34 protein-coding genes and 1 pseudogene are annotated in these 23,824 nt (G+C 32.5%); 18 read left to right on the top strand and 17 right to left on the bottom strand.

Annotated elements, in window-relative coordinates; translation table 11 throughout:
• The first annotated feature begins 15 nt into the window (after nucleotides 1-15).
• Nucleotides 16-984: an ROK family protein gene (locus tag AC4FQ5_RS04065; RefSeq protein ID WP_491141219.1), complete on the top strand. Its 969-nt coding sequence runs from the start codon at nucleotides 16-18 to the stop codon at nucleotides 982-984.
• Nucleotides 985-1,220: 236 nt separating this feature from the next.
• Nucleotides 1,221-1,778, top strand: a complete 558-nt coding sequence (msrA, locus tag AC4FQ5_RS04060) for a peptide-methionine (S)-S-oxide reductase MsrA (protein ID WP_491141218.1) — start codon at nucleotides 1,221-1,223, stop codon at nucleotides 1,776-1,778.
• A gap of 29 nt (nucleotides 1,779-1,807) precedes the next feature.
• On the opposite strand, the gene AC4FQ5_RS04055 is transcribed toward msrA, so the two are convergent.
• The gene (locus tag AC4FQ5_RS04055; RefSeq protein ID WP_491141217.1) at nucleotides 1,808-2,635 is read right to left on the bottom strand and encodes a hypothetical protein; all 828 of its coding nucleotides are present in this window, start codon (nucleotides 2,633-2,635) and stop codon (nucleotides 1,808-1,810) included.
• Nucleotides 2,636-3,034: 399 nt separating this feature from the next.
• Here AC4FQ5_RS04055 and AC4FQ5_RS04050 point away from each other — a divergent pair, with 399 nt between their 5' ends.
• The 15 genes and pseudogenes from AC4FQ5_RS04050 to AC4FQ5_RS03980 all read left to right on the top strand — a co-directional run bounded on the left by AC4FQ5_RS04050 (nucleotide 3,035) and on the right by AC4FQ5_RS03980 (nucleotide 13,895).
• Entirely contained in the window at nucleotides 3,035-3,226 is a 192-nt protein-coding gene (locus AC4FQ5_RS04050; protein ID WP_491141216.1) for a hypothetical protein, read from the top strand.
• A 227-nt stretch (nucleotides 3,227-3,453) separates the two neighbouring features.
• On the top strand, nucleotides 3,454-5,034 hold the full coding sequence (locus tag AC4FQ5_RS04045; protein ID WP_491141215.1) for an ATP-binding protein: 1,581 nt from the start codon (nucleotides 3,454-3,456) through the stop codon (nucleotides 5,032-5,034).
• 15 nt (nucleotides 5,035-5,049) lie between these two features.
• Nucleotides 5,050-5,715 carry a response regulator gene (locus tag AC4FQ5_RS04040; RefSeq protein WP_491141214.1) on the top strand — a complete coding sequence of 222 codons (666 nt, stop codon included), beginning with the start codon at nucleotides 5,050-5,052 and terminating at the stop codon, nucleotides 5,713-5,715.
• 140 nt (nucleotides 5,716-5,855) lie between these two features.
• On the top strand, nucleotides 5,856-6,194 hold the full coding sequence (locus tag AC4FQ5_RS04035) for a YegP family protein (RefSeq protein WP_491141213.1): 339 nt from the start codon (nucleotides 5,856-5,858) through the stop codon (nucleotides 6,192-6,194).
• A gap of 5 nt (nucleotides 6,195-6,199) precedes the next feature.
• Nucleotides 6,200-7,270 carry a type I restriction endonuclease gene (locus AC4FQ5_RS04030; RefSeq protein WP_491141212.1) on the top strand — a complete coding sequence of 357 codons (1,071 nt, stop codon included), beginning with the start codon at nucleotides 6,200-6,202 and terminating at the stop codon, nucleotides 7,268-7,270.
• 11 nt (nucleotides 7,271-7,281) lie between these two features.
• Nucleotides 7,282-7,815, top strand: a complete 534-nt coding sequence (locus AC4FQ5_RS04025; RefSeq protein WP_491141211.1) for an SH3 domain-containing protein — start codon at nucleotides 7,282-7,284, stop codon at nucleotides 7,813-7,815.
• A gap of 430 nt (nucleotides 7,816-8,245) precedes the next feature.
• Nucleotides 8,246-8,644 (top strand): hypothetical protein, encoded by a 399-nt coding sequence (locus AC4FQ5_RS04020; protein ID WP_491141210.1) that lies wholly within the window; start codon nucleotides 8,246-8,248, stop codon nucleotides 8,642-8,644.
• A 69-nt stretch (nucleotides 8,645-8,713) separates the two neighbouring features.
• Complete coding sequence (locus tag AC4FQ5_RS04015) at nucleotides 8,714-9,340, top strand: PH domain-containing protein (RefSeq protein WP_491141209.1); 627 nt, start codon at nucleotides 8,714-8,716, stop codon at nucleotides 9,338-9,340.
• Nucleotides 9,341-9,342: 2 nt separating this feature from the next.
• Nucleotides 9,343-9,558: a TM2 domain-containing protein gene (locus tag AC4FQ5_RS04010; RefSeq protein ID WP_491141208.1), complete on the top strand. Its 216-nt coding sequence runs from the start codon at nucleotides 9,343-9,345 to the stop codon at nucleotides 9,556-9,558.
• Nucleotides 9,559-9,570: 12 nt separating this feature from the next.
• Nucleotides 9,571-9,963 carry a DUF6804 family protein gene (locus AC4FQ5_RS04005; RefSeq protein WP_491141207.1) on the top strand — a complete coding sequence of 131 codons (393 nt, stop codon included), beginning with the start codon at nucleotides 9,571-9,573 and terminating at the stop codon, nucleotides 9,961-9,963.
• Nucleotides 9,964-9,967: 4 nt separating this feature from the next.
• Nucleotides 9,968-10,375 (top strand): hypothetical protein, encoded by a 408-nt coding sequence (locus AC4FQ5_RS04000; RefSeq protein ID WP_491141206.1) that lies wholly within the window; start codon nucleotides 9,968-9,970, stop codon nucleotides 10,373-10,375.
• Between the two features lie 6 nt (nucleotides 10,376-10,381).
• On the top strand, nucleotides 10,382-11,728 hold the full coding sequence (locus AC4FQ5_RS03995) for a coiled-coil domain-containing protein (protein ID WP_491141205.1): 1,347 nt from the start codon (nucleotides 10,382-10,384) through the stop codon (nucleotides 11,726-11,728).
• 8 nt (nucleotides 11,729-11,736) lie between these two features.
• On the top strand, nucleotides 11,737-12,627 hold the full coding sequence (locus AC4FQ5_RS03990; protein ID WP_491141204.1) for a hypothetical protein: 891 nt from the start codon (nucleotides 11,737-11,739) through the stop codon (nucleotides 12,625-12,627).
• A 211-nt stretch (nucleotides 12,628-12,838) separates the two neighbouring features.
• Nucleotides 12,839-13,157 (top strand): annotated as a pseudogene (locus AC4FQ5_RS03985) (GIY-YIG nuclease family protein).
• 384 nt (nucleotides 13,158-13,541) lie between these two features.
• The gene (locus tag AC4FQ5_RS03980) at nucleotides 13,542-13,895 is read left to right on the top strand and encodes a helix-turn-helix domain-containing protein (protein WP_491141203.1); all 354 of its coding nucleotides are present in this window, start codon (nucleotides 13,542-13,544) and stop codon (nucleotides 13,893-13,895) included.
• A 93-nt stretch (nucleotides 13,896-13,988) separates the two neighbouring features.
• Here AC4FQ5_RS03980 and AC4FQ5_RS03975 read toward each other — a convergent pair whose 3' ends face one another.
• Together AC4FQ5_RS03975 and AC4FQ5_RS03970 are read right to left on the bottom strand one after the other, a co-directional pair.
• Entirely contained in the window at nucleotides 13,989-14,747 is a 759-nt protein-coding gene (locus tag AC4FQ5_RS03975; RefSeq protein WP_491141202.1) for a GLPGLI family protein, read from the bottom strand.
• A gap of 44 nt (nucleotides 14,748-14,791) precedes the next feature.
• Nucleotides 14,792-14,998 carry a hypothetical protein gene (locus AC4FQ5_RS03970; RefSeq protein ID WP_491141201.1) on the bottom strand — a complete coding sequence of 69 codons (207 nt, stop codon included), beginning with the start codon at nucleotides 14,996-14,998 and terminating at the stop codon, nucleotides 14,792-14,794.
• 452 nt (nucleotides 14,999-15,450) lie between these two features.
• Between AC4FQ5_RS03970 and AC4FQ5_RS03965 the strand changes: the two genes are divergently transcribed.
• On the top strand, nucleotides 15,451-16,335 hold the full coding sequence (locus AC4FQ5_RS03965; RefSeq protein WP_491141200.1) for a cupin-like domain-containing protein: 885 nt from the start codon (nucleotides 15,451-15,453) through the stop codon (nucleotides 16,333-16,335).
• Nucleotides 16,336-16,385: 50 nt separating this feature from the next.
• Here the strand turns inward: AC4FQ5_RS03965 and AC4FQ5_RS03960 are convergent, their stop codons facing one another.
• The 14 genes from AC4FQ5_RS03960 to AC4FQ5_RS03895 all read right to left on the bottom strand — a co-directional run bounded on the left by AC4FQ5_RS03960 (nucleotide 16,386) and on the right by AC4FQ5_RS03895 (nucleotide 23,723).
• On the bottom strand, nucleotides 16,386-16,787 hold the full coding sequence (locus tag AC4FQ5_RS03960; protein ID WP_491141199.1) for a hypothetical protein: 402 nt from the start codon (nucleotides 16,785-16,787) through the stop codon (nucleotides 16,386-16,388).
• A complete protein-coding gene (locus AC4FQ5_RS03955; RefSeq protein ID WP_491141198.1) occupies nucleotides 16,777-17,058 on the bottom strand; it encodes a hypothetical protein in 282 nt (93 codons plus the stop codon). Before AC4FQ5_RS03955 ends, AC4FQ5_RS03960 begins: the two co-directional genes overlap by 11 nt.
• A 125-nt stretch (nucleotides 17,059-17,183) precedes the next feature.
• Nucleotides 17,184-17,504 (bottom strand): RNA 2'-phosphotransferase, encoded by a 321-nt coding sequence (locus AC4FQ5_RS03950; RefSeq protein ID WP_491141197.1) that lies wholly within the window; start codon nucleotides 17,502-17,504, stop codon nucleotides 17,184-17,186.
• A gap of 57 nt (nucleotides 17,505-17,561) precedes the next feature.
• Nucleotides 17,562-17,756, bottom strand: coding sequence for a hypothetical protein (locus AC4FQ5_RS03945; RefSeq protein WP_491141196.1), 195 nt, complete (start codon nucleotides 17,754-17,756; stop codon nucleotides 17,562-17,564).
• A 124-nt stretch (nucleotides 17,757-17,880) separates the two neighbouring features.
• On the bottom strand, nucleotides 17,881-18,423 hold the full coding sequence (locus AC4FQ5_RS03940) for an RNA 2'-phosphotransferase (RefSeq protein ID WP_491141195.1): 543 nt from the start codon (nucleotides 18,421-18,423) through the stop codon (nucleotides 17,881-17,883).
• Nucleotides 18,424-18,433: 10 nt separating this feature from the next.
• Nucleotides 18,434-19,375, bottom strand: coding sequence for an ADP-ribosylglycohydrolase family protein (locus tag AC4FQ5_RS03935; RefSeq protein ID WP_491141194.1), 942 nt, complete (start codon nucleotides 19,373-19,375; stop codon nucleotides 18,434-18,436).
• Nucleotides 19,375-20,061: an SIR2 family NAD-dependent protein deacylase gene (locus AC4FQ5_RS03930; protein ID WP_491141193.1), complete on the bottom strand. Its 687-nt coding sequence runs from the start codon at nucleotides 20,059-20,061 to the stop codon at nucleotides 19,375-19,377. Before AC4FQ5_RS03930 ends, AC4FQ5_RS03935 begins: the two co-directional genes overlap by 1 nt.
• Nucleotides 20,062-20,078: 17 nt before the next feature.
• Nucleotides 20,079-20,603, bottom strand: coding sequence for an SMI1/KNR4 family protein (locus AC4FQ5_RS03925; RefSeq protein ID WP_491141192.1), 525 nt, complete (start codon nucleotides 20,601-20,603; stop codon nucleotides 20,079-20,081).
• Nucleotides 20,603-21,109, bottom strand: coding sequence for an O-acetyl-ADP-ribose deacetylase (locus AC4FQ5_RS03920; protein ID WP_491141191.1), 507 nt, complete (start codon nucleotides 21,107-21,109; stop codon nucleotides 20,603-20,605). The genes AC4FQ5_RS03925 and AC4FQ5_RS03920 overlap by 1 nt, the downstream gene beginning before the upstream one ends.
• The gene (locus AC4FQ5_RS03915; RefSeq protein ID WP_491141190.1) at nucleotides 21,099-21,356 is read right to left on the bottom strand and encodes a DUF4291 family protein; all 258 of its coding nucleotides are present in this window, start codon (nucleotides 21,354-21,356) and stop codon (nucleotides 21,099-21,101) included. The genes AC4FQ5_RS03920 and AC4FQ5_RS03915 overlap by 11 nt, the downstream gene beginning before the upstream one ends.
• A complete protein-coding gene (locus tag AC4FQ5_RS03910) occupies nucleotides 21,334-21,741 on the bottom strand; it encodes a DUF4291 family protein (RefSeq protein WP_491141189.1) in 408 nt (135 codons plus the stop codon). Before AC4FQ5_RS03910 ends, AC4FQ5_RS03915 begins: the two co-directional genes overlap by 23 nt.
• Entirely contained in the window at nucleotides 21,738-22,151 is a 414-nt protein-coding gene (locus AC4FQ5_RS03905) for an ADP-ribosylation/crystallin J1 (protein ID WP_491141188.1), read from the bottom strand. The genes AC4FQ5_RS03910 and AC4FQ5_RS03905 overlap by 4 nt, the downstream gene beginning before the upstream one ends.
• Before the next feature lie 12 nt (nucleotides 22,152-22,163).
• The gene (gene ybiA, locus AC4FQ5_RS03900) at nucleotides 22,164-22,706 is read right to left on the bottom strand and encodes a riboflavin biosynthesis intermediates N-glycosidase (RefSeq protein WP_491141187.1); all 543 of its coding nucleotides are present in this window, start codon (nucleotides 22,704-22,706) and stop codon (nucleotides 22,164-22,166) included.
• A gap of 321 nt (nucleotides 22,707-23,027) precedes the next feature.
• On the bottom strand, nucleotides 23,028-23,723 hold the full coding sequence (locus AC4FQ5_RS03895) for an NUDIX hydrolase (protein ID WP_491141186.1): 696 nt from the start codon (nucleotides 23,721-23,723) through the stop codon (nucleotides 23,028-23,030).
• Between the last annotated feature and the right edge of the window lie 101 nt (nucleotides 23,724-23,824).

The following is a 23,824-nucleotide window of genomic DNA, read 5'->3' as shown; positions in this document are numbered from 1 at the left end:
TTATATAATAAGAAAATGTCAGTAGTAGATTTGTCAAAACAGGTTGCATTAGGTATCGATATCGGTGGGACCAATACTAAATTCGGCTTGGTGAACCACAGAGGTCAGATTTTAGCAAAAGGTTCAATTCCAACCGATCAGTATGCAACTCCGGAAGAGTTTATTGATGCGTTGCACAAAGAGATTCAGCCGTTAATCGATGAGCATGGTGTAGAAAAAATGATTGAAGGGATAGGGGTAGGTGCTCCCAATGCAAACTACTACAGGGGAACCATCGAGCAGGCTCCCAATCTTCCATGGAAAGGCGTGATCAATTTTGCGGATTTAATGACCGAAAAATTCGGACACCCCTGCAAGATGACCAATGATGCCAATGCTGCAGCTCTTGGTGAAATGATGTATGGCGCCGCAAGAGGCATGAAAGATTTTATCATGATTACTTTAGGAACAGGCGTAGGAAGCGGGATCGTTTCCGGCGGTCATCTGATCTACGGTCATGACGGTTTTGCCGGTGAGCTCGGTCATACCATCGTAAAACCAGGAGGAAGAAAGCACTGGAGTACAGGTTCTGAAGGAAGCCTGGAATCTTACGCATCAGCTACAGGAATTTCTATCACTGCAAAAAAAATGAGGGCGGAATTTCCGGAATCAATGCTGAATCAATATCCTGAAGATGCGATCAATTCTAAAACAGTACACGAATGTGCTTTGAAAGGAGATCCTGTAGCGATAGAAGTTTTCAGATATACAGGTCAGAAACTGGGTGAAGCTTTAGCAAATTTTGTGATGTTCTCATCACCGGAAGCAATTTTGTTATTCGGAGGTGTGATCAAAGCCGGAGATTTCATTTTAAAGCCTGCAAAACTTCACATGGAAAGAAACCTTCTTCCGATCTTCAGAAACAAAGTAAGATTGGTTTTCAGTGAACTTGACGAAGCTGATGCTGCCATTTTAGGAGCAAGTGCATTGGTTTGGGAAAAGTAATTCAAACAAATAAAATATATCATCAGGCATTCTCTTTTGAGGATGCTTTTTTGTTTAATTATTTCTATAATAATTGAATCAAATTCACTTGTTATTATTTGTGGAATCTATCAGTGTGATTGTGTTTAAACAATTGTTTTCTACAATTTTGGCTCAATTTTTTCTTACTTTTGAAACGTTTTTAAACTACCTAAAAAAGGTGTGAGAAACTATTTAAATTTAAAATCAATTTTAAAATGGATAAAAATAATTTACAGCAAATCACTTTCGGAGGCGGATGTTTCTGGTGTGTGGAAAGCTGTTTTAATATGTTGAAAGGGGTAGAATCTGCAATTTCCGGATATTCGGGCGGTCACAAAGATAATCCAACTTATGAAGAAATTTGTACCGGGCAAACCGGTCACGCTGAAGTGGTACAGATCACTTATGATCCGGCAATCATTTCTTATGATCAATTGATGGATGTATTTTTCTTCCTCCACGATCCTACTCAGCTTAACAGACAAGGAAATGACATTGGAACTCAATATCGTTCTGTCATTTTCTACAAAGATGATGCAGAAAAACAAAGAGCAGAAAATTCTATCAAAGAATCTGAAGCTTCAGGAAAATGGTCAGGAAAATATGTGACAGAATTGGCACCATTTGAAAAATTCTGGGCAGCAGAACAATATCACCAAGGATATTATCACGTTAATCCAAATCAACCTTACTGCAGTGCGGTAGTTGGTCCAAAAATTCAAAAGTTCAAAAAACATTTCGGAGAATTGGGAATGCTGACAGATTCAGAATAAAGAAAAGCGAAGAGAAATCTTCGCTTTTTTTATTGTCCTATTTCCTCTTCTATAATTCCAGCATATTTGTCAATAATATATTCTGTGGCTTTTCTTAATTCTCGCCCATTATTCGGGTCTACTCCATCATCTGTAAAAAACTCCACTACCCCATTATGTTTTGAATACCAAACTTTTCCACCAGCGTTTTCCACTGTCAAAGTATCCTTCCTTTCAATTCTTTTAAAATAGGTCATCTTTTCATAATCAAAAGATATCTTGTGATTGTAAATTGGATTTTTATCCTGGCAATCTACCCGTTTGTATTCACTTTTATCCCAATACATACATTGCGGTTGAGGTTCTAAAATTCCCGTAAATCCATGAATTTGATTATTCGGATTCTTGGAAAAGGCAACGGTTCCTGTCGTAAAACATATCAAAAGCACAATCTCCATAATTCCCATTCCGTTTTTCTTCATGAATTCGGGCATTTTAAAAAACTGTTCATTTGTAATAATGATGTTTATTATCCTATCTGCTAAAGATGTTTCACCATCATCTACTCTTATTTTGACTGTTGTTTTATTGGCATTGTCGTCTTTTTTTATAAAAGTTTTTGAAAATTCATTGAAGTCTTTGTAATCTAAATACTCACTTAATTTATTCAAAATTAAATTTTCAATACCCGTTTCTTCTTTTATTCCAGTAATAAATGAATCATGGTATCTTGAAAGTGTTTTTACAGATATTATAAAACCTAACTTCTTTTCAATATCATCAGAAAGATCTGTCGCCCATCCGTTCTTTGTGTCCTTTTCAGATTTAGATTTAATTTTTTCAAATACTTCATGAATTAGTAGTTTTCTTTTGGACATAATTAGTTTTTAAGAGTATTACAAAATAGGTGATTTCCAACCATTCTCCATTACGGTTTTCCGTAATAAAATCCTGTCCATTTATTGTCCATCGATGTCTATGTTTTGTCTAACACCTGCGTCATGTCTTGTCGCATCTTTGCCATAGAAATCAGTGACAAACAAATAATTACAAAAACAAATTTACAAAACTGATTTCAAAATCACCTGATAAAACGGAAGAAAACTCCGGGTTGGGAAGCAGATGTTTCTCTTCCGTTTTTGAAGGTCTACTTCCCAAAAAATTTAGAAGCGCTTCATTTTTTTTAATCGTGTAACACTGTCTGCGATCTGTTTCGCAGGGAAGAACACGAATGCTTTAACAATAAATTTTTTGACAAAATGATACAAATAATTTTAATGCTACTTGGTTTAGCATTCGGAAACAATAACGGAAATGCAACATGCAACGATAATAACGGAGGAACAGTAACGACCCAAGATTCCGGAGGCGGAACAGGTATCGATCCTGGAACAGGAACAGGTGGGGAAGGAGAACCAGTTGGAGGAAACTCTGGACAACTACCACCACCGCCAACTCCAAGACCATAAGAATATTATAAAATTAATTAAGAGGTCCGTTTCACTGCTAGTGAAAACGGACTTTTTTTATGGTTTTATGATTTTGTCAGATATAGTTTTTTAAATCAACAATTTAAGATCGTATTATTTAGTTATGATAACAAATTCTTTTTGTTATTTTGCAAATAAAACTAACAACCATGAAATATTTATCATTAATTATATTGATAATTATAATTTCTTGTAAACAAGATAAATTGAAATCTCATGCTAACAATATCAATTATGAAAAAGCAAAAATATTTAGAGATTCAAAAGTATTAGATTCAGCATTCTATTATTATAACTTAGCTAAAAATGACTATATTAAAACAAATGACTCTCTCGGCACGGGAAAATCATTTGTTAATATGGCGATGATTCAAACTAATCAAGGTGATTTTTTCGGAGGAATTGAATCTTCGCTGGAGGCAACTAAATTTCTTAGGAAACAAGAAGATAGTACAACAAGAAATACATTAGCGACAAATTATAATAATATTGCATTGGCATTTAATTTTCTTAAAAACTATGAGAAATCTCTACAATTTTATTATAAAACATTAACTTATGTTGACAATGATGAAGCAAAATTTTTATGTTACAATAACATTGGCGACGTTTTGATAACTCAAGGAAAATTTAAATTAGCTGAAAAATATTTAGAAAAAGCTATTCTAACAAAAAATACTGTAAATTATTCAAAAGCATTAAATAACCTTGCAAAAGCAAAATATCTTAATAATAAAAAGTACAACCCTTTACCAGAATTATATAAGGCATTAGAAATCAGGGTGAAAAACGGAGATGAAAGCGGATTAAATTCTAGTTATGAAACTTTATCTGAATATTTTGCTAAGAAAAACAAAACCCTGTCTTTATTTTTTGCAGAAAAAATGCTGCGTGCTGCAATCAATACAAAAAGTTCAAGTGATCAAATTTTAGCATTAAAAAAAATTATAGAATTAGATCCATCCAATTATTTAAAGAATTTTCAAAAATTATATTCTATAAATAATGATCTTCAGACGAATCGAAATAAAGCTAAAAACCAGTTTGCATTCATTAGATACGATGTTGAAAAACTCAAAGCTGACAAAGCGGAAAAAGATATTGAGGTTTTACAAAAAAATATCGGTATTATAGGTCTATCATTTATCGTAGTAGGCGGTTTCTTTTGGTACAAAAAAAGAAAAAAACGTCTACAACAAGAAAAAGAACTCGAAGTAAAAAACACTGAACTCAGATATTCCAAAAAAATACACGACGTTGTAGCCAATGGAATATATCAAGTCATGACCAAAATTGAGAATCAGGAAAATTTCAATAAAAATGAGGCGCTTGATGAATTGGAATTCGTTTATGAAAAATCAAGAGATATTTCTTACGAAAAAGAAGATTCTAAAAATTCTGAAGAAGAATTCAAAGAAAAAATCTCAAACCTCATCGCTTCTTTTAAAAATTCTTCCGTAGAAACCTATGTTGCAGGAAATGAAAATAAGATATGGAGCAATTTAAGCCCATCAACAGGTGAAGAGATTTATCAGATCATTCGCGAGCTGCTTGTCAATATGAAAAAACACAGCAAAGCAGACAGAGTGGTTTTCAAATTTGAAAGGATAAATAATTTTATAAAAATTCAATATACAGACAACGGAATCGGCATTTCCGGGGACTTGATTTATAAAAACGGTCTGTCTTCTACGGTTTCCCGTATGGAAAAAATCAACGGAGAGATTACTTTTGACATCAAAACTGAAAAGGGATTGAAAATCAACATTTCATTTCCTATATCTTAAAAAAACTAAAAAAGAATGTTCAAAAAAATTTTAATCGCCGAAGACCACGAAAGCATCAATTTATCTGTACAAAAAACATTGGAGGATCTCAATATTCCAAATGTTGACTATGTATATTATTGCGATGATGCATTGGCAAAAATTCAGAAATCTATCAGAGAAAACGAGCCTTATGATCTTCTGATCACCGATCTGTATTACGAAGAAGATCATCGAAAACAGGAAATTAAAGACGGAAGAGAACTAATTCAGAAAATAAAAGAAATTCAGCCTTCTTTAAAAATCATCGTTTTTTCTGCCGAGCACAAATCAGGAGTTATTGATTCGCTTTTCAAGGAATATGAAATTAACGGCTATGTCCGAAAAGCCAGAAATGATTCTAAAGAACTGAAAAAATCGATCGCCTCAGTTTATATTAATGAGAATTACTTATCACTTGATATGAAACAGGAAATGAGAAAACTGAATAGTTATGAGTTTTCAGCTTATGATATTACATTAGTTTCTCTTTTATCTAAAGGAATTTTACAGAAAAACATTCCTGTTCACCTTCAGGAAAAAGACATAAAGCCTTATAGTTTGAGCAGTGTTGAGAAAAAACTTAACAGTTTAAAAGAAGATCTTGAGGTCACAAGCAATGAGCAATTAGTCGCTTTTTGTAAAGACATTGGAATAATTTGAAAATAAATTTTCAAAGCATATTTAATAAAGCCTTTCAATTTTTTGGAAGGTTTTATTATTTTTTGCCCGTTTTACGGATTCCCGTAAGGTTTGGATTTTAAAGGGTTATACTTTTGGAGTGTTAAACAATAAAAACAATCATGGGAAAATTCACAATTACTCAAAGAGTAAACAGAGAGTATCAATTCAACCTTAAAGCCAACAATGGTGAAATCATTTTAATGAGTGAAGGTTACGTTCAGAAATCATCTTGTCAGAAAGGAATAGAATCTGTAAAAATCAATTCTCAGGATGACGCAAGATACGAAAGACGGGTTTCCACCAATGACAAAGATTACTTTGTTCTGAAAGCCAGAAACGGAGAAATCATCGGAAAAAGTCAATTATACAGTTCAAAAACAGCAATGGAAAACGGAATTCACTCTGTGAAATCCAATGCTCCAAACGCAGAAATCATTGACGAAACTCTTAAAAACTAAAAACTATGGATCTTAAAATTAAACTTGAGCAATTACATCAAAAAGTTGTTGGCTTAAAAGACCAGATCGGAACAGAAGAAGCCACAAAAAACGCTTTTGTAATGCCTTTTATTCAGATTTTGGGCTATGATATTTTCAATCCGACCGAAGTAATTCCGGAACATATTTGTGACATCGGAACAAAAAAGGGAGAAAAAATAGATTATGTTATTAAAAAAAATGATGAGCCTATTTTTATTATAGAATGCAAACACTGGAAGGAAAGTGCAGATGCTCACAACTCACAGCTTCACCGCTATTTCCATGTTTCAAAATCACGGTTTGGAGTTCTTACCAACGGAATTGTCTATAATTTTTATACTGATCTTGAAAAGCCGAATATTATGGATGAAAAGCCATTTTTCACCATCAATATAGAGGATATAAAAGACAGCTCAATAAAAATTCTTGAAAGCTTTACCAAAAACGAATATAATCTGGAAAGCATTCTGGATTCCGCAGAAGCCTTAAAATATATTAAAGCCATCAGAAAAGAATTTGAAAAAGAAATTGAAACTCCTTCGGATGAAATGGTAAAAATACTGGTCAGTAAATTTTTTGACAAACCTTTAACAGCCAACCGAATGATTGCCTTTAAAGAATACACCAAAAAAGCATTGACCACATCGATCAACGAATCTATCAGTTTTAGACTAAAATCTGCATTAAGCATTAATGAACAGATCGAAAAACAGGAAGAAAAAATAAAGAACGCCTCTCCTATTGATGAGAATAATGATTCTAAAATCGTGACAACAGAAGAGGAACTGGAAGCTTTCCAAATTGTAAAAGCCATTTTAAGAGAAAAAGTTCCTTCCCAGAGAATTGCTCACAGAGATACTTTATCTTATTTCGGAGTATTGCTTGATGATAATAACAGAAAACCTCTTTGCAGATTTCATTTTAATACCGCAAATAAATATTTGGAAACTTTTCATAATGGTAAAGACGCAGGTGAGAAAGTTTTATTAAACACCCTTGATGAAATTTATAATTTCAGAAACCAGCTTCACCAGACTTTACAAAACTATAATTAAAACTAATAGCCATGAAAACTTTTATATCTATCCTAATTATTTTCTTTGGAGTATTGATGTCTGGTTCTTTTTCTTTATCAAAAGAAAAAAGTCCACATAATGGTGGAAGATGCACCGGATCTTCAAACTGTTCTGCGTGCTCAAATTGTTCTGGTTGCGCGCATTGTGCAGGTGGAGGTGGGAGTTGTGGCGTTTGCGGAGGCGGTTCTTACAAGAAAAAATCTTCGGTAAACCGCTCATCTTCAAAACATAAAAAGTCTAAAACTCCGAACACTCCTTTTTCATATCATTCTAAAAAAAGCAAAACTTCAGAACCTCCCAAAATTCGTATTGATGAAGTGAATATCAAAACCAACAACAGACACAATGCAGTCGTTTCTGTAATCAAAATTTATGAAAAACCATCTCTTCAATCTAAAGTAATAGAGAAAGTCTCGAAAACCGCAAAATTAATTCCAGTTTCCAAACAAAAGTATTGGCAGAAAGTAAAGGTGCAGAAATCTGGGAAAACAGGATATGTTTATTATAAAGATGTAAAAAGATGATTCAGGGACTAAGAATAATCATATATTTTCTTCCTCTGATATTGGGCGGGTTCATTTATACCATTTTCAGAACAGAGACGCTTATTATGTTTCATTGGTTCAAATATTTAAATCTTTCTAATGAAATTAATATAATTAAGAATTTCAGAACTGTTTACTCTTTTCCGAGTTGGTTTATTTATAATCTTCCAGATGGACTTTGGATATTTTCTTACACAGCCATTTCGTTAGAAATCTGGAAACATTCAATTACCAGACAAAATATTTTTTGGATTTTCAGTATTCCTATCATTGCTATTTTATCTGAATTTCTCCAGCTCTTTAAAATCGTTCCGGGAACGTTTGACTTCTTAGATGTAACATTTTATTTGCTTGGAACAATTTCCTCCTTTTATATATCAACAAAAATAATTTTTAACACTAAAAAAACATGAAAAACTTTAAACACGTAATTTCAGCAGGTGTATTTCTATTTTTTATTTTCATCGCTTTCGGAAGCATGGATGATAAAAAAGATAAAATTTCATCATATCAAAACTTAAATGCCATAGAAACGTCTGATGTTCATCCTCAGGAAATAGAGATAAAAACAGATCCGAAAAAGGATGCTTTGATTGCCAGATTAAAAGAAAAGGCAAAGAAAGATTGGCCAAACGATTATTCTACACAAGAATATTGGATCAACGAACAAATTGAGGCAGCCGATTATATGGAAACTATAGAAGATAATCCAATAAAAAGACAGGCTCAACGAGATTGGCCATTAGATTTTAGCACACAAAAATATTGGTACGAAGAACAGATTGAAGCTAAAAATAGAATAGAGTAAACAATAGGTATTTATTCAAAACAAATCCAGTTCACTCAACAAAATTAATAATACTAAAACCAAAATATCATGAATTTAAAACAATTTTTAAACGAAGAGCAAGATCCGAAAGCTGTCGAAAAACTACTGGAGAGAATCAATAGTCTTCTTACCTCGCAAGAATTTGTAGAATACATTGCTGTTCAGAAAAAACCTGCATTGAATCTTTCTCCGGATTGTATCGCACTTACCAACAGAAGAATTATTTTTTGCAGACCTAAAAACTTCGGTTTCTCGATGGATTTTCAGGATTACAGTTGGGTTGACGTTGCAGATTGTCATATTAAGGAAGGAATTTTGGGTTCTACTTTTACAATGAGAACCGTCAGCAACCTCAGTAATATGATGGATTATCTTCCAAAAGCACAGGCAAGAAAACTCTACCAGTTTGCTCAGGAAATAGAAGAACAAATGAGAGGGATTCGAAGAGAAAAAGATCTCGAAGTAAGAAGAGCTTCTGCGGGAGGCGGCGTCACAGTTAATAATACAACACCGATAATCGCACATCCTTTACAGACACAACAGTCAACACCTAAGCTTATAGAAGCAGAAGATCCGTTTGCTGTTTTACAAAAACTGAAAGGTTTAGTGGAAAACGGAATCATTTCTCCGGAAGAGTTTGAAAGTAAAAAGAACGAAATATTATCAAGAGTTTAATTATGAAATCAAAATTTACAACCGCGATGCTTGCTCTTTTTTTGGGAGGATTAGGCATTCACAGATTTTACTTAGGGCAAAATACAATGGGAATATTTTATCTCTTGTTTTGTTGGACATTTATTCCTGCATTGATTGCATGTATTGATTTCTTCATCTTCATCTTTATGTCTGAAGATAATTTTAATTATAAATACAATCTCAGAACTGGATTTTAAAAAACTTAAACCATGAAACCATTTTTCACGTTTTGTGCGCTATGTTGTTTCGCTGGTATTTTCAGGCTTCCTATAGAATATTATACTTTTCTGAGAATTCTTGTTTTTATTGGAGCTTCAATTGTTATTTATAATTTTTTGAGCTTTAAGCAATATTATTTCAGTATAATTTTTCTGGTCATTCTCATTATTTTCAATCCTTTTATTCCCATTTACTTATATCGAAAAAGCTTGTGGATTCCTATTGACACTATCACGGGAATTCTCTTTTTACTGGTAGCTTTTGCCGAAAAGCTGGAACAAAAAAAGGAAGAAATTACCGAAGAATCGTCAGAATATTCAACACAGCCTAAAGCATATCTGCGAGACAAAATCATTAATCCTAAAAAACCAAAAGAAGACTAAAACTATGGAAAACACTCAAATCACTGAAAATCTCAAAGCGCACTTTCTAAGATTGTACCAAATGGCAATTTGTGATGATGATTTCAGCACCTTAGAACTGAAAATGCTTTATGAATGTGCAGAGGAAAGAGGTATTTCATCTAAAAATCTGGACGAAATATTATTAAATCCTATCAATTTCAAATCTCTTGTCCCACAAACCATCGAAGAAAAAGTAGATTATCTGTATGATCTTACGGTCATGATTTGGGCAGATGGTATTGTTTCACCAAATGAATATTCTGCCATGCAAAAATACGTTCTGATGTTTGGTTTTCTGGAAGAAAATGTACAATCAATCGTCGATTATCTTATTGAATCTGTGAAAATGGGTAAGAATAAAACAGATATTTTATATGAATTAAAAAACTAAAATACCATGACAACAAATATTAAAAACTTATTCAAATTAAAATCAGTTCCCATCGAAACTCCGGAAGAAGAAGAAAAAGAAGTTTTAAAAACCGAATTTGATCCCACTGGAGAATCTCCCGAAGAAAGCAGAAAAAGAACCTATCACGAATCGGGGTACAGAGACAGCTCCAGAACCAACGGAAATCATTCTACCTTATCAATCTGTCTTGATGCCGTTTATTCAAAATTTCAGAATGAGGAAAAAGAAATGGTTGAAAAACAGCAGAAACTGAAAGAATCATACGTGAATGAACAGAAGAATAAGGAAACAGAAATAAAAGCTTTGACGGTATCTGTAGAAACGAAAGAAGATCAGTTAAAAAATAAAAATAAAGAAATTGAAAGTCACCAAAATCAGATTCAGGTTTTAAAAGCTGAGATCAACGATTTACCCAGAAACCCGGAAAAATACAATGTAAAAGCTACAAGAGGTGCATCTACAAAGTTTTGGATCGGTGCTATTCTTCTTGTTCCGATTACTTTATATCTGTTAACTTTTTATATTTCGACTTCTTACTCGGCGTTTTTTAAAAGTTTTGATGCGAAAGTTACTGTTATACAAAGTGTTTTGGATGCAAGAGCTTGGGAAAGAGCTTGGTCTGAAGGCTTTATTGAAGGTGCATTTGTAACTTTCATTCCTTTTGTCTTTTTAGGGTTGGGATTTTTGATTCATATGTTTAATGAAACTAAAACTTGGGTAAATTATGTGAAATTGGGTTTGCTTTTTATTGTTACTTTTATTTTCGACGCCATTTTAGCCTATCAAATTGAGTCTAAATTATACGAATTAAATAAAACAATTGATTCTCCGCCATTTGATCTCAAGATCGCCTTTACTACAATTCAATTTTGGGGAATAATCTTCGCAGGATTCATTGTTTATATTATTTGGGGGCTTGTTTTTGACTTTGTCATGAAGGAACACAAAGAGAAAGATAAAATTAAGAACGAACAGGAAATCAGACAGAAAAACGTGCTTTTCCTTTTAGAAAAAATCAATGTTCTCAAAAAAGAAATTGAAGAAATTATCGCAAACATCGGAAGTACAAAAGAGATTGTCATCAAAACTCGTGGCAGAATCGAAGAACTTCAGAATATCATTGACGGAGTAATTATTCCAACTAAAGATTATAAACTGTACGCTTCAGAATATGTTCAGGGCTGGATAACATTTATTGGTGAAAAAATAGCGGTATCGAAAACCGAAAAGCAAACGATGATTGACGATTGTATCGAAACATACAATAGTAATCTTGAAGCTGTGGGTGCTAACTCTGAAAATCAAAATTTAGTTTATTTATCATCTTTATAATTACAACTATGAAAAAAATATTTTACTTTCTGCTAATTATTTCTTTAGCTTCCTGTTGTAAAGAAAAACCTGAAACTCTAGATTGTGGTGAAAAGGACTCAATTATTGTTGATTCAAATAATATCAATGTCAGTATTTTAATTGATTTATCCGACAGAATTGATCCTAAAACCAACCCGAATCCGACGATGGAATATTTCCAGAGAGATACAGAATATATCAAAGCCATTGAAAAAGGATTTTTAAATCATATTAAAACAAAAAGAATCATCACATACAATGATCAGATGCAGGTTTTCTTCAATCCGGAACCTTCTGATCCGAAGATGAATGTATTCACACAAGACCTGCGAGTTTCTTTCGATAAACATACACGTAGGGAGTATTTCAGTTCCGTAGAGAAAAAATATTCTGAACTGCCGTTGAATATTTATCAGTCCGCCATAAATGATGGTAAATTCGTCGGATCTGATATTTGGGAATTTTTCAGAAATAAAGTCAAAGATTACTGTATAAAAGACGATCACAGAAATATCCTCTTTATTTTGACCGATGGTTATATGTATCATGAAGATTCAAAATTCTCGCAAGAAAAGAAAACCTCTTATCTAACTTCAAAATTGATAAAAGCCAACAATCTTACAGGTTCTGACTTTAAAACTACAATTGAAAAAAATAACCTGGGATTTGTAAAAGCCAATGACAACCTGAGTAATCTTGAAGTTATCGTATTAGGCATCAACCCGGAAAAAGGCAATCCTTTTGAAGAAGGCGTCATCAAAGAATACTGGGAAAACTGGTTTAAGGAAATGAAGGTCAAAAATTATCAGATAAAATCAGCCGATCTCCCATCCAATTTAGAGCCCATTATTTTAAAAACAATTTCGGGTAAAAACTAAAAAAACACTATATTATATTGAGAGGCGGAAAGAAATTTCCGTCTTTTTTTCTTTGCTTGAATTTTATTACTTTTGAATTCTGATACATTTTTATTTCAACGTAATGTTGTCATTCCGGAAAATTCTAAGCTATTTTTTTCAACAAAACAGTTAAATTTCTTACGGAATTTCGATGTCTCATAGAAAACAAAATTAATAAAAACACAAAAAAATGATTGACTTTTCAGAGGGTATTTATACCTTCTACGTTTATATTCTCACGAATAAAAATCGAACCGTTTTTATACACAGGTGTTACAAATAATCTCCATAAAAGGCTCTCTCAGCATCAATCAAAAGAAAATCCGAACAGCTTTACGGCAAAATATAATTTAGAGTTTTTAATTTACTACGAAAAGTTTGGATGGATTCATCAAGCTATTGAAAGAGAAAAAGAAATTAAAGATTTTTCACGGGATAAAAAACTAAAGTTAATAAGATCTCAAAATCCAAATTTAGAATTTCTTAATCATCTTTTTATATCGCATTAAGTGAAGGAGATAATTTTATAGATTATTTGTAAAATCTAACATTTACTTTATCATTCCAACGCTATGCTTGGCGTTTCCACCACCCTGTTTGTCATTCCGGAGGAATCTAAATTTAGTTGAAAATATGTTGTTGAGATTCCTCCGGAATGACAAAGATGATGTTATAATTATTCAAAAGTTTTAATTCTAAAGGAGTTTATTTGACAACTTTGGGCATTCCAACACTATGCTTGGCGTTTTCAACGCTACGTTTGTCATTCCGGAGGAATCTCAAGTATAAAAAATTAAGAGATAGAAATAAAATGTAAATTCTTTTCATATTTTATATAGTTTTTTCATTTGTTTTTATTGAAAAGTATAAATTTGTATAAAGAACTTATAGTTATGGGAATAGGAACTAATCTCAAGAGATTAAGAAGTAAAACTAAATATTCCAGTAAGGATATCGCAGATCTGTTGGAAATAGACAGAAACACGTATTCTAATTGGGAAAACGAAGCTACAGATGTAAAATCTCAGTATATTCCAAAGTTGGCAGATATTTTTAATGTGAAAATTCAGGATCTTTTTGATGATGGACAAAAGACCCATATCATAAATAATATTTATGATAATAAGGACAGTTCTGTAGGGCAAAAAGATATTCAGCAAGGTATTATCATTAATATAACAGATTCTGAAACAGCAAAACTTCTAAGTTCACAACTTGAAGAGTTAATCAAGAACCTAAAAAAATAAAATTCTCTCCAGAGTTTTGTCATTCCGGAGGAATCTAAGCTGTTTTTTATACATTGTTGAGATTCCTCCGGAATGACAAAGATGCTGTTATAACTATTCAAAAGGTTTTAATTCTAAAGGATTATTATGCATTTTTTTCTTTCTTTCAAAAGCGTTTTCTAACTCTTTTCTTAATTCTTCCTCAGCGCCAGGAAAACCCGCCATAGTAAATTCCATGTTATATTTTGCTTTTAGATATTTATCTTTTGAGAAATTTTTATATTCATTAATGTTAAACTCAAAATCCTTTGAAAATTTTTCAATTTTAGTCAATACGAAATGGTAATCATTACGTGTATCATATAATTCAAATATCAAACCCGGTAAGCCCGTAAATTTGTATGGTCCTAAAGATTGTGGATATTCTTTTGAAAAATACGCAATCCATCTTCTTCCATATTTATTAGTTGTTGCCATTTGGCATTTCACGCCATTAATAGTTTTTGTCTCTCCATAAAGAACCCATTTTAAATTTATATTTTCCTCATATCTTATTTTTGCATCTATTGCTATGGTAAAAACCGCTGTTTTATTATTGCTTTTAATTACTCTTTCTTGAAAATAGTCGCTAATAGATTTTGTATCAACTCCTTTTGATTCATACTGTTTTGTATCATTTAAATAATTTTGTGCAGCAGCAAAGTAATAATCTTGAGAGTTACCTACTAATACAAATTTTTGATCATGACGGTATTTGTCTCCAAGTTGTAATGAAGAGTCATAGAAAACTCTTATAGTAGGCTCAAAATTAATTCTTTGACCAAAAGAATATATAAAGCCCAGTAGCAAAAACAAAAAAATTATTTTTCTCATATTTTATTTATGTTAAAAAAAGGCGGAGAAACTCCGCCTCCCTTTTAATTAAGATTTAAACTCACACTTGGTTTAACACCACACTCTGCCTCGTTGATAGTTGCTATTGCGTTTGATATTTGATTATAAGTCCAACCATCTGGAAATGTCGTGTAATGTTTTACACCACAACTTGAAGTCCAAATCGCCATTGTTTTGGCAAAAGCCATAACCGAAACGCCCATCATGGCGCAAAAAAATAGTTTTTTCATAAAATTTGTAATTAAAAATTAATAAATAAATTTTTCCCGGCTTGAAAATTTCGTCTAGAATAAATTTCCAATCCGGATGATGCATCATTTATGACTTTAAAAAGAAATACATTGATACAGCAGAGTGCTGCAAAATGTTTCGCGATTTTCTAATTTGATGTCATGCAACAAACTTAGAAATAAATCCAGCTAAATATTATACAACAAATTAGGCAATTATTGCGGTGTTTTTTACCATAATCAAATTTTATAAACATTTCATTCGCATAAATTTTTAATATTGCAAATTATATTTCATAATAATAATACCCTTGCAGCAATTGTAAACAGCTGCTAAAAAATTTTTATCTGGAACAAATAAAAAAATGATGAAGGTCATAGATTAAAAAGAACATTATTTGATTTATTGTATTTATATATTTAATAATTTTGTAACATAAAATATATAATAAATGGGGGTTATTCTAAAACCTATAGATATTGTTGATGATATTACGAAAGAAGAGTTCCTTGAAAAATATCTGAAACCAAGAAGACCGGTAGTGATCAAAAACATGGCTAAAAAATGGCCCGCTTACCAAAAATGGACGATGGACTATGTGAAGGAAGTGGTAGGAGACGTTACCGTTCCTCTGTATGACAGCGCAAAAGCTGATCCTGCAGCTCCTATTAATACTCCGACAACCGAAATGAAGTTTGCGGACTATATCGACCTCATTCAAAGAGAGCCGACCGATCTTAGAATTTTCTTCTTTGATCCTATCAAACGTGCCAATAAATTACTGGAAGATTATATTTCTCCTTCAGATTTGATGGGCGGATTTTTGGATAAATATCCTTCCATGTTTTTTGGCGGAAAAGGTTCGGTTACGTTCTTACATTACGATATTGATTTGGCCCATATTTTCCATACCCATTTTAACGGAAGAAAGCACGTTCTTCTTTTTGAACAAAAATGGAGAGACAGATTATACAAACTTCCTTATGCCACATATTCTCTGGAAGATTTTGATATTTCTAATCCTGATTTTGAGAAATTCCCGGCTCTTGACGGTATCGAAGGCATCGAGTGTTTTCTGGAACACGGCGATACTTTATTTATGCCAACCGGATGGTGGCACTGGATGAAATATCTTGACGGAAGCTTCTCGCTTTCTCTTCGTGCATGGGACAAATCCTGGGCGGTGAAAGCCAACTCTCTCTGGAATCTTACCGTTCAGCGAAATTTTGACAATTTTATGAAAGGACGGTACAAAAAAAGATATATGGACTGGAAAGAAAAAAAAGCAATCGAAAGAGCAAATTATGCATTGAAAAAAGGCTTACCTAAAAAATAGAAAAATACGCTTCAAATTTGAAGCGTATTTTTGTTTAAATTATTCAGCACTTAAATCTTTAAAAGCAATTCCTCCATATTCCGGGTTACTTCGTTGCATGAAAAACAGGCATTTTCGCCATCCTGAGAATACCATCTGCATTGGGAACGAATCGGGCAAAATGATAATTCTTCTACTCTATCTGTAGCAAAGTCTTGAACCTTTTTTGAGAGTGAACATTTCGACTCTTCATTATTCCATTGTAAACAACCTTTTTCTATACATTTCCCGGTAAAACGGAATCGTTGTTCGAGATTATTTTTCTCTTTATTCAGCTCAAGAAACTCTTCTGTGACGGTAAGCGGCGTTATAAAATTCACTTTCCCGTCTTTTCCCAGAACGCCAAAAAGCTGTGCCCCGGTTTTTCCTAAATAACTGGGACACAACTTTGATGAGTTCTCTTTAGCCTCCATAAGCTTTGATTTGAGACTGTATGTCTTTCAACTGATTCTGAATATCAATCTGAGGTTTGAAGATGATGATTCCATAGGGAAACCAGTCTTTGATGCGAAGGGGTTTTGTAATTGCTCTGAAATCTCGTTGAGCAGAAAAGGAATGCGTGTTATCAACTTTTGACAGCTCAGAAAGCACTACATTCTGAATTCCTTTGTCGATGTTTTTCAATTGTTCATCGCTAAGATCTACTCCTTCTAATGAAACGAAAAAATGTTTTTTAGTTGCCATGATTTTTGGTTTTAATGATTTAACAGAACAAATTTCGATTTATAAAAACATAAAACTTAAAGGAAAAACACCCGAATCAAGCAGGGAAAAAGACTGGATTTTTGAAAATCAATTGAAAATAAAAATTATATCCGAGAAATATATTTTGCTTCCACAAAATCCGTCAGCAAAACCTCGTTTTCAGAAAGATAAAACACAATTCCATCCTCGAACATTTTTCCTGTGCTTATCGTGAGAATAATTGGCTTTCCATGGCACATTCCAACATGGGTTGCGGTTTCTTTATCGATACTTAAATGAACGTGTTGTCGGCTTCTTTTTTTAATTCCTTTTTCTAAAATAGGTTCGACATTGTTCTGTGCCGTTCCGTGATACAAAAATTCGGGCAATTTCATACAATTCTTCAAAGGTACATTCCTGATGAGAATCTCTTTTTGATTTTCCATAAAAAAACCCCTAAAAGTTTGATACTTTATAGGGGTATTTTTTACTCCATTTATTAATTAGAAAGCATACCAACGTCCACATTGATTAATGCAAAATGGTTCAAAGTCAGGATCTGTGGGAGCAGCTTGAAGGCAGGTTGCCTCATTACTGTAATATGGTCGACCTGAACCCCACCAAGATGCACATTCTGGTGTAATTCCTCCTTTAATGGATTTTAAATTCTCTCTTGAAATTTTGTTTAATTTTTTCATAATGATTTTGTTTGATTTTCCTACTCTTTACGTTTTACGGATACCTCGATTTAATACACTAATATATGAAATATTTAATATAAAAAATAAAACTCTTTTAAAAAATTTTATTTTTAAATCTTTGCTATTCCGAAATATATTTTGCATCTACAAAATCCGTGAGCCAAACTTCATTTTCCGAAAGATAAAATTCGATTCCTTCTTCAAACATTTTTTCAGTTTTAATGGTTAGAATAATTGGCTTTCCGTGGCGCATTCCAACATTCGTTGCCGTTTCTTTATCTATGCTTAAATGAACGTGTTGTCGGTTTCTTTTTTCAATTCCTTTTTCTAAAATGGATTCGACATTATTTTGAGCCGTTCCGTGATACAAAAATTCGGGCGGCTGTTGTGGAACTAAATCCAAATTAATATCAATAGAATGTCCCTGACTGGCTCTTATTCTTGTCTTACCTTCATTAAAAGCAAATCGTTTTTTAGCATTGGTCTGCACAATTTCATCCAGTTCTTCAAAGGTAAAACCTTGAAAATCGTTGGAGGATTTTGTTACCAGTTCGTCAACATCTGCCCATCCGTTTTCATCCAAATTCAGATTAATGATTTCGGGATGATGCCTGAGAATGTAGCTCAGGAATTTGCTTATTTTTTTCTTTTGTTGTTCGTTCATGGTTTGTGTTTTAGTTTTTTAATTTATTTTCTAATTTAATACATAAGTTTTCAATATCCTCCTTCCTCACCAACTCAGAAACCCATTCTTCAGGAATATTTTCAAAACCATAATAAATTCCGGCAATTCCGCCTGTAATAGCTCCCGTTGTATCAGTATCTTCTCCTAAATTGACTGCTTTTAAAACTGCTTCAGAGTAGCTTTCTGAGTTTAGAAAACACCATAATGAGGCTTCCAGGCTTTGAAGAACATAACCGCTTCCTCTAATTTCATCTTCTGAATATATTGAAATATCATTCTTTAAAATCTTATCAAAAAGCTGGATCTCTTTTGGGTTAAAACCTTGAATTTCTGCAAATTTCAAAGCTGTTTTTTGAACATGACTGTATGCTTCTTTTCTATCTTTTCCTTTCATTAATTCAATCGCAAAAATCACATAGATAAAACATGAAAAAACAGAACGAAAATGCCCGTGAGTAATGGACGATACTTCTTTTACCGTTTGATATAGCTTTTCAATATCTTCTTCGTTTTTAAGATAAAAAGCTAAGGGAAGAATTCTCATCAGAGAGCCATTCCCATTGTCTTCTTCAAAAATATTTCCAGAAAATTTTGCACTTTCTCCCTTAATCAACCTTGCAATGGCATGTCTTGTTGTTCCGCCAATATCGAAAAGTCTCCCGTGAGCCGTCCAATGTCCATATTTGTTCCATTTTACAAAACTTTGTCCGATTTTTTCCAAATCATAACCTTTTGTCAATTCATCGGCTAAGCAAAGTGTTAGTGAACTGTCGTCACTCCAGGTTCCTTTCGGCTGATTCCAAGATCCAAACTCCTGCATTTTTTCAACAGGAAATCTTTTTAATGTTTCCCTGCTTTTAAATTCCACTGGAACACCCAACGCATCGCCAATGCAAACTCCAAAAATTCCGGCTTTTACTGCATTTTCCATTACGCTAGATTTACCAATTTATCAAATAATAATTGCATTCCTTTTGTTGCCGTTTCTTTCATTACGACAGCTCTTTGTCCGTATCCGAAGCCTGTTTCGTTGGGATTGATCACAATTAAAAGACAATCATCTTTAATATCATGAAGCAATCCCGCAGCCGGATAAACCTGCAAAGAAGTTCCGATTACCAGAAAAATATCTGCTTCTTTTGCTTTTTTTGTCGCCTCTTTCATCAAAGGAACATTTTCGCCAAACCAAACGATAAAAGGTCTTAACTGAGCTCCATCTTCCGCTTTATCCCCGATCTTGATATCCTCTTTTTGATCGTAAACAAGATTTTTATTGTTGCACGAACAAGATTTCAACAATTCTCCGTGGATATGAAGAATGTTTGTAGATCCCGCTCTTTCGTGCAGGTCATCGATATTTTGTGTGATGATCTGAACATCGAAATGTTTTTCCAGATCTGCAATTAATTTGTGCGCATCGTTTGGATGTACTTCATGAATTTGGCGACGTCTCTGGTTGTAAAATTCCAATACCAAAGCTCTGTCTTTCCTCCATCCTTCCGGACTTGCGACATCTGTTATATTATGATTTTCCCAAAGACCGTCTCCGTCTCTGAATGTTTTTATTCCGCTTTCGGCACTGATTCCTGCCCCGCTTAATATGGTTAGTTTTTTCATTTGTTTAATTTTTTTTCTTATTTAAAAAGAAATTTTATAATAGAAAAAGCTTCTTTAAAAGACATTGATCCGTATTTTCTGTCTGTTTTTGTGTTAATGGCTCCGATGAAGTCTTTTCCTTCAAATCTGCTTATTTGCTTTTTGAAAGCAAGCCATCCTTCATTAATACAGACTTCCTCAAAATAATATAATTCAGGAATCTTTTTATTTTCTGATAAATTAAAAAAATAATACGTTTCAAAATTCGAATTAAAATATTTTATAAATTCTACATCTTTCTTTATACATAAAATTTCTTCATTTTTTAATAAACTAAGTTTATTAAGTTCTGATCTTAATTCATTTTGAATTTTTCTTAATTCCTCAGTATTTGTTTCAACTTTGAAAACATTGGAATTTTTACCTGCATTTTGAAGATAAAAAACATATATTTCCGGAAATTTCAGATTTAATTCTTTTTGAAGAAAATTAATTTCCTCAACTGTCAGTCCTACATTCTGATTTTCAGGATCATCTACAAATCTGAAATTATATTTTTCCATTATTCCAGTAGTTTTTTATAAATTTTTTCATTTTCATCATCAAAGCAAACGAAAACAACTTTTTCAATGATTTCAGATTGGAAATTCTGGACTTCACGAACAGCAATTTTTCCTGCCAATTCTTTCGGAAATCTGTAAACTCCTGTACTGATATTGGGAAAAGCAATTGTTTTTACATTTAAACTTTCAGCTAATTCTAAAGAGTTTTTATAACAATTTGTCAATAATGCTGAGCTTTTTTCTTCATCATTATTCCAAACCGGACCAACTGTGTGAATGACATATTTTGCCGGTAAATTCCCGGCTGTTGTTACGACCGCTTCTCCTGTTTTGCATTTTCCCTGTTTATTTCTAATTTCAATGCATTCATCTAAAATTTGCTTTCCTCCTGCACGATGAATTGCTCCATCAACACCGCCACCTCCCAATAAAGATGAATTGGCAGCATTGACGATTGCGTCTGCTTTTATTTTGGTGATGTCGCCTTTTATTAATTCAATTTTCATTTAATTTCAGTTTTTTGTTCAAATTTTCGTCGTCAAACAACAATGGTTTTTCTTCAGGAATCACCAAATTATCCAAGTTATGATTTAAAACAAATTGATGCTGTTCTTTCAGGAAATCTGAAATATTTTCAATTAAAATAATATCTTCCTGAGCAAAAGATTCGATGAAATCATTTCTTAATCCAATTTGTATTGCTCTTCTCTCCAATTTATTCCCGAAAGAATCATGATCCGGATCCCATTGCAATCTTGCAGATGATTCTTTTACCTGATTTTTGCCATTCTTCTCTTGATAATTCCAACCTTTCGTTGTAAGAAGAATAAACGGCATTTTCTAAGTATTTTTTAAAAGCATCAATTTTTAAATGAATTGCCAAAACATATTCCTGTCCTTCTTTTGTTCCCCAACCATTTCGGTACATCATCCAAAGAAAATTAGGTTTTATCCAAGTCATTCTTTCCAAGCTGAAAGCTCCACCGAAATATTGATTTTGAAGTGCAAATTCACCAATTTCTTTTCGATAAGACTGATAAACAATTATTTTTTCATCATCATATTGTGCCATGATGTGATACCCTTTTTGAGGCCAGTCTTGTAGTTGTTCTTTATATTTTTTTAATTTGAGTTTCATTGTTTTAATTTTAAAATCAAGTTTTTAATTTCATTATTCTCAGGCTTTCTAAAATCATCGCCGATAAATACTTTTATCACTTCAATATTTCCGACAATTGCCTGATTAAATGCTTCTAATTCTGCCGACGGTACCCACAATTCGTTATGATTTTTTGCGCCAACATTCTGCGTCGGATATTTATTTACTTCATCTTCCAACATTTCAAATTTCGTTACAAAACCGAGATAATTTCCTGCTTCATCTCTTGTGTTCCATTTCTCTGCAATTTCTGATGCGTAATTTTCATCTAAGACGGGATAGAAAATCGGTTGCCATTCTAATCTTGGAGGAAATTTTTTATAATTACTTTCAATAATGAGAATCATTTCTTTTTCTCCGACTGGTCTGTAAAGTGTTTTTATTTTCATTTAATTTTGTGTTTAACCTCTCAATTTATCCCTTACTTCCATTAAAGCAAATCCCAACAGATTTTCACCATTCCAAAATAATGGATTTTGTGCTTTTGAATCTGTTTCCAACATTCCAATTCCCCAAATTCTATCATATGGACTTGCTTCTACCAAGACTTTTTCTCCTGTTGACAATAAAAAGTCTTTGAATTGCTTATTTTGTGAAAATTTCAGCAAATTTCCTTGTTTTACAATCTCATATTTTTGTTTATCCCACAGCTGAGAATCAAAGTTCTTAACTTTTCTTCCTAACCTTTTTGCCTGATTTGGAGAGTCTGATTTTAAAACTTCTTCTAAAATTTTATGATCATTAAATAATTTTGCTTTTCCAGCCATCATATAATGTTCGGCAGTTTTGAAAACAATTCCGTTTTCCTGAAATTCAAAAGGAAACCATTGGCTGAAACATGCTTTTGTAATTTCATCTTTCACCGTGTGTCCCCAAAAGAACAGAAAATTCAACTTCTCTTTTCTCTGAAAGCTTTCTATTGTATTTTGCAATGTATATTTCATATTGTGTTATTTTTACACAAATTTAAAATAATATGGATTTATTAAGCAAATTCATTTGCGTTAATTTTAAGCTAATAAATTTAATCGATTGATTATCAGTAATAAAAATTTATTTTATTTGAACACAAATGTTTCCACAAATCACACCAATTAATCATTAATGTAAGTTTTAACTAAAGCGAATTGCTTGATTTAAATAAAAAAATGGACTAAAGTCCGTTCCTATTGATATTGATATTTGTTGTTATTTTTAAAGAATAAGTAAATTTTAAACATTAGTGAAAATTAGTGCAAAATATTTGCGCTGTTTGTGTTCAAAGACTACTTAATTTCAAAATAAAAACCTTCTTCTTCAAACTCTTTATATTTTTCTTGATTAAAAGTAAATAATTTTCCGGGTCTTCCACTTCCTTCTTTTTTGACGTTATTCGTTTCATTCAAAAGTCCGTAACTCATTATTTTTTTCCGGAAGTTTCTGCGGTCGATTTCCTGTCCGATAATGGTTTTGTACAAGTTCTCAAGGTCAGAAAAAGGAAATTCTTCATTCAAAAGATTAAATCCAATTGGCTGATACTGAATTTTTGTACGAAGTCTTTTTAGCGCAATATTGATGATTTTATCATGATCAAAAGCCAATTCGGGGAGTTTGGTGATACTAAACCATTGCGCATCTTCCGCATCTGAATCTGCAAACAATTCGTGATAAGATGGGTTTACAAGCCCTAAATATGCCACAGAAACCACTCTGTTTCTGGGATCTCGACCCACATTACCAAAAGTATAGAGTTGCTCCAAAAAATCAGGCTTTATACCTGCTTCTTCATGTAATTCTCTTTTTACAGCATCATCAAGATTTTCATCATCCAAAACAAGTCCCCCGGGAAGTGCCCAACCTCCTTTAAAAGGTTCAATATTTCTTTTAATCAAAAGAATCTGAAGATCTTTTTTATCGAAATACCCGAAAATGACAGCATCAACGGCAACTTTTATATCCTGTAGTTTTTTTGGCGACTCCATAGTGTTAATTTGCGTTATGAATACACAAAATTACAATATATAAAAACCAATATCAATAATAAAATAATAATTTTTTGAAAAGGTATTTTTACTAAATTTAT

It is taken from the genome of Chryseobacterium sp. DT-167 (assembly GCF_058310155.1).
Note: the sequence above shows the minus strand (reverse complement) of the source record. Positions and strands in the feature narration are given on the sequence as shown.

What these genes read in the sequence shown, in the direction of transcription:
- AC4FQ5_RS03960 (WP_491141199.1), bottom strand. Translation starts at nt 16,787, where the DNA reads ATGGAGGCTAAAGAGAACTCATCAAAGTTGTGTCCCAGTTATTTAGGA.
- msrA (WP_491141218.1), top strand. Translation starts at nt 1,221, where the DNA reads ATGGATAAAAATAATTTACAGCAAATCACTTTCGGAGGCGGATGTTTC.
- AC4FQ5_RS03980 (WP_491141203.1), top strand. Translation starts at nt 13,542, where the DNA reads ATGGGAATAGGAACTAATCTCAAGAGATTAAGAAGTAAAACTAAATAT.
- AC4FQ5_RS04030 (WP_491141212.1), top strand. Translation starts at nt 6,200, where the DNA reads ATGGATCTTAAAATTAAACTTGAGCAATTACATCAAAAAGTTGTTGGC.
- AC4FQ5_RS03935 (WP_491141194.1), bottom strand. Translation starts at nt 19,375, where the DNA reads ATGGAAAATGCAGTAAAAGCCGGAATTTTTGGAGTTTGCATTGGCGAT.
- AC4FQ5_RS03965 (WP_491141200.1), top strand. Translation starts at nt 15,451, where the DNA reads ATGGGGGTTATTCTAAAACCTATAGATATTGTTGATGATATTACGAAA.
- AC4FQ5_RS03955 (WP_491141198.1), bottom strand. Translation starts at nt 17,058, where the DNA reads ATGGCAACTAAAAAACATTTTTTCGTTTCATTAGAAGGAGTAGATCTT.
- AC4FQ5_RS03930 (WP_491141193.1), bottom strand. Translation starts at nt 20,061, where the DNA reads ATGAAAAAACTAACCATATTAAGCGGGGCAGGAATCAGTGCCGAAAGC.
- AC4FQ5_RS04000 (WP_491141206.1), top strand. Translation starts at nt 9,968, where the DNA reads ATGGAAAACACTCAAATCACTGAAAATCTCAAAGCGCACTTTCTAAGA.
- AC4FQ5_RS03905 (WP_491141188.1), bottom strand. Translation starts at nt 22,151, where the DNA reads ATGAAAATAAAAACACTTTACAGACCAGTCGGAGAAAAAGAAATGATT.
- AC4FQ5_RS03925 (WP_491141192.1), bottom strand. Translation starts at nt 20,603, where the DNA reads ATGGAAAAATATAATTTCAGATTTGTAGATGATCCTGAAAATCAGAAT.
- AC4FQ5_RS04025 (WP_491141211.1), top strand. Translation starts at nt 7,282, where the DNA reads ATGAAAACTTTTATATCTATCCTAATTATTTTCTTTGGAGTATTGATG.
- AC4FQ5_RS04015 (WP_491141209.1), top strand. Translation starts at nt 8,714, where the DNA reads ATGAATTTAAAACAATTTTTAAACGAAGAGCAAGATCCGAAAGCTGTC.
- AC4FQ5_RS03990 (WP_491141204.1), top strand. Translation starts at nt 11,737, where the DNA reads ATGAAAAAAATATTTTACTTTCTGCTAATTATTTCTTTAGCTTCCTGT.
- AC4FQ5_RS03975 (WP_491141202.1), bottom strand. Translation starts at nt 14,747, where the DNA reads ATGAGAAAAATAATTTTTTTGTTTTTGCTACTGGGCTTTATATATTCT.
- AC4FQ5_RS04005 (WP_491141207.1), top strand. Translation starts at nt 9,571, where the DNA reads ATGAAACCATTTTTCACGTTTTGTGCGCTATGTTGTTTCGCTGGTATT.
- AC4FQ5_RS03950 (WP_491141197.1), bottom strand. Translation starts at nt 17,504, where the DNA reads ATGGAAAATCAAAAAGAGATTCTCATCAGGAATGTACCTTTGAAGAAT.
- ybiA (WP_491141187.1), bottom strand. Translation starts at nt 22,706, where the DNA reads ATGAAATATACATTGCAAAATACAATAGAAAGCTTTCAGAGAAAAGAG.
- AC4FQ5_RS04035 (WP_491141213.1), top strand. Translation starts at nt 5,856, where the DNA reads ATGGGAAAATTCACAATTACTCAAAGAGTAAACAGAGAGTATCAATTC.
- AC4FQ5_RS03895 (WP_491141186.1), bottom strand. Translation starts at nt 23,723, where the DNA reads ATGGAGTCGCCAAAAAAACTACAGGATATAAAAGTTGCCGTTGATGCT.
- AC4FQ5_RS04010 (WP_491141208.1), top strand. Translation starts at nt 9,343, where the DNA reads ATGAAATCAAAATTTACAACCGCGATGCTTGCTCTTTTTTTGGGAGGA.
- AC4FQ5_RS04020 (WP_491141210.1), top strand. Translation starts at nt 8,246, where the DNA reads ATGAAAAACTTTAAACACGTAATTTCAGCAGGTGTATTTCTATTTTTT.
- AC4FQ5_RS03995 (WP_491141205.1), top strand. Translation starts at nt 10,382, where the DNA reads ATGACAACAAATATTAAAAACTTATTCAAATTAAAATCAGTTCCCATC.
- AC4FQ5_RS03910 (WP_491141189.1), bottom strand. Translation starts at nt 21,741, where the DNA reads ATGAAACTCAAATTAAAAAAATATAAAGAACAACTACAAGACTGGCCT.
- AC4FQ5_RS03945 (WP_491141196.1), bottom strand. Translation starts at nt 17,756, where the DNA reads ATGAAAAAATTAAACAAAATTTCAAGAGAGAATTTAAAATCCATTAAA.
- AC4FQ5_RS04040 (WP_491141214.1), top strand. Translation starts at nt 5,050, where the DNA reads ATGTTCAAAAAAATTTTAATCGCCGAAGACCACGAAAGCATCAATTTA.
- AC4FQ5_RS04065 (WP_491141219.1), top strand. Translation starts at nt 16, where the DNA reads ATGTCAGTAGTAGATTTGTCAAAACAGGTTGCATTAGGTATCGATATC.
- AC4FQ5_RS03970 (WP_491141201.1), bottom strand. Translation starts at nt 14,998, where the DNA reads ATGAAAAAACTATTTTTTTGCGCCATGATGGGCGTTTCGGTTATGGCT.
- AC4FQ5_RS03920 (WP_491141191.1), bottom strand. Translation starts at nt 21,109, where the DNA reads ATGAAAATTGAATTAATAAAAGGCGACATCACCAAAATAAAAGCAGAC.
- AC4FQ5_RS04050 (WP_491141216.1), top strand. Translation starts at nt 3,035, where the DNA reads ATGCTACTTGGTTTAGCATTCGGAAACAATAACGGAAATGCAACATGC.
- AC4FQ5_RS03940 (WP_491141195.1), bottom strand. Translation starts at nt 18,423, where the DNA reads ATGAACGAACAACAAAAGAAAAAAATAAGCAAATTCCTGAGCTACATT.
- AC4FQ5_RS04055 (WP_491141217.1), bottom strand. Translation starts at nt 2,635, where the DNA reads ATGTCCAAAAGAAAACTACTAATTCATGAAGTATTTGAAAAAATTAAA.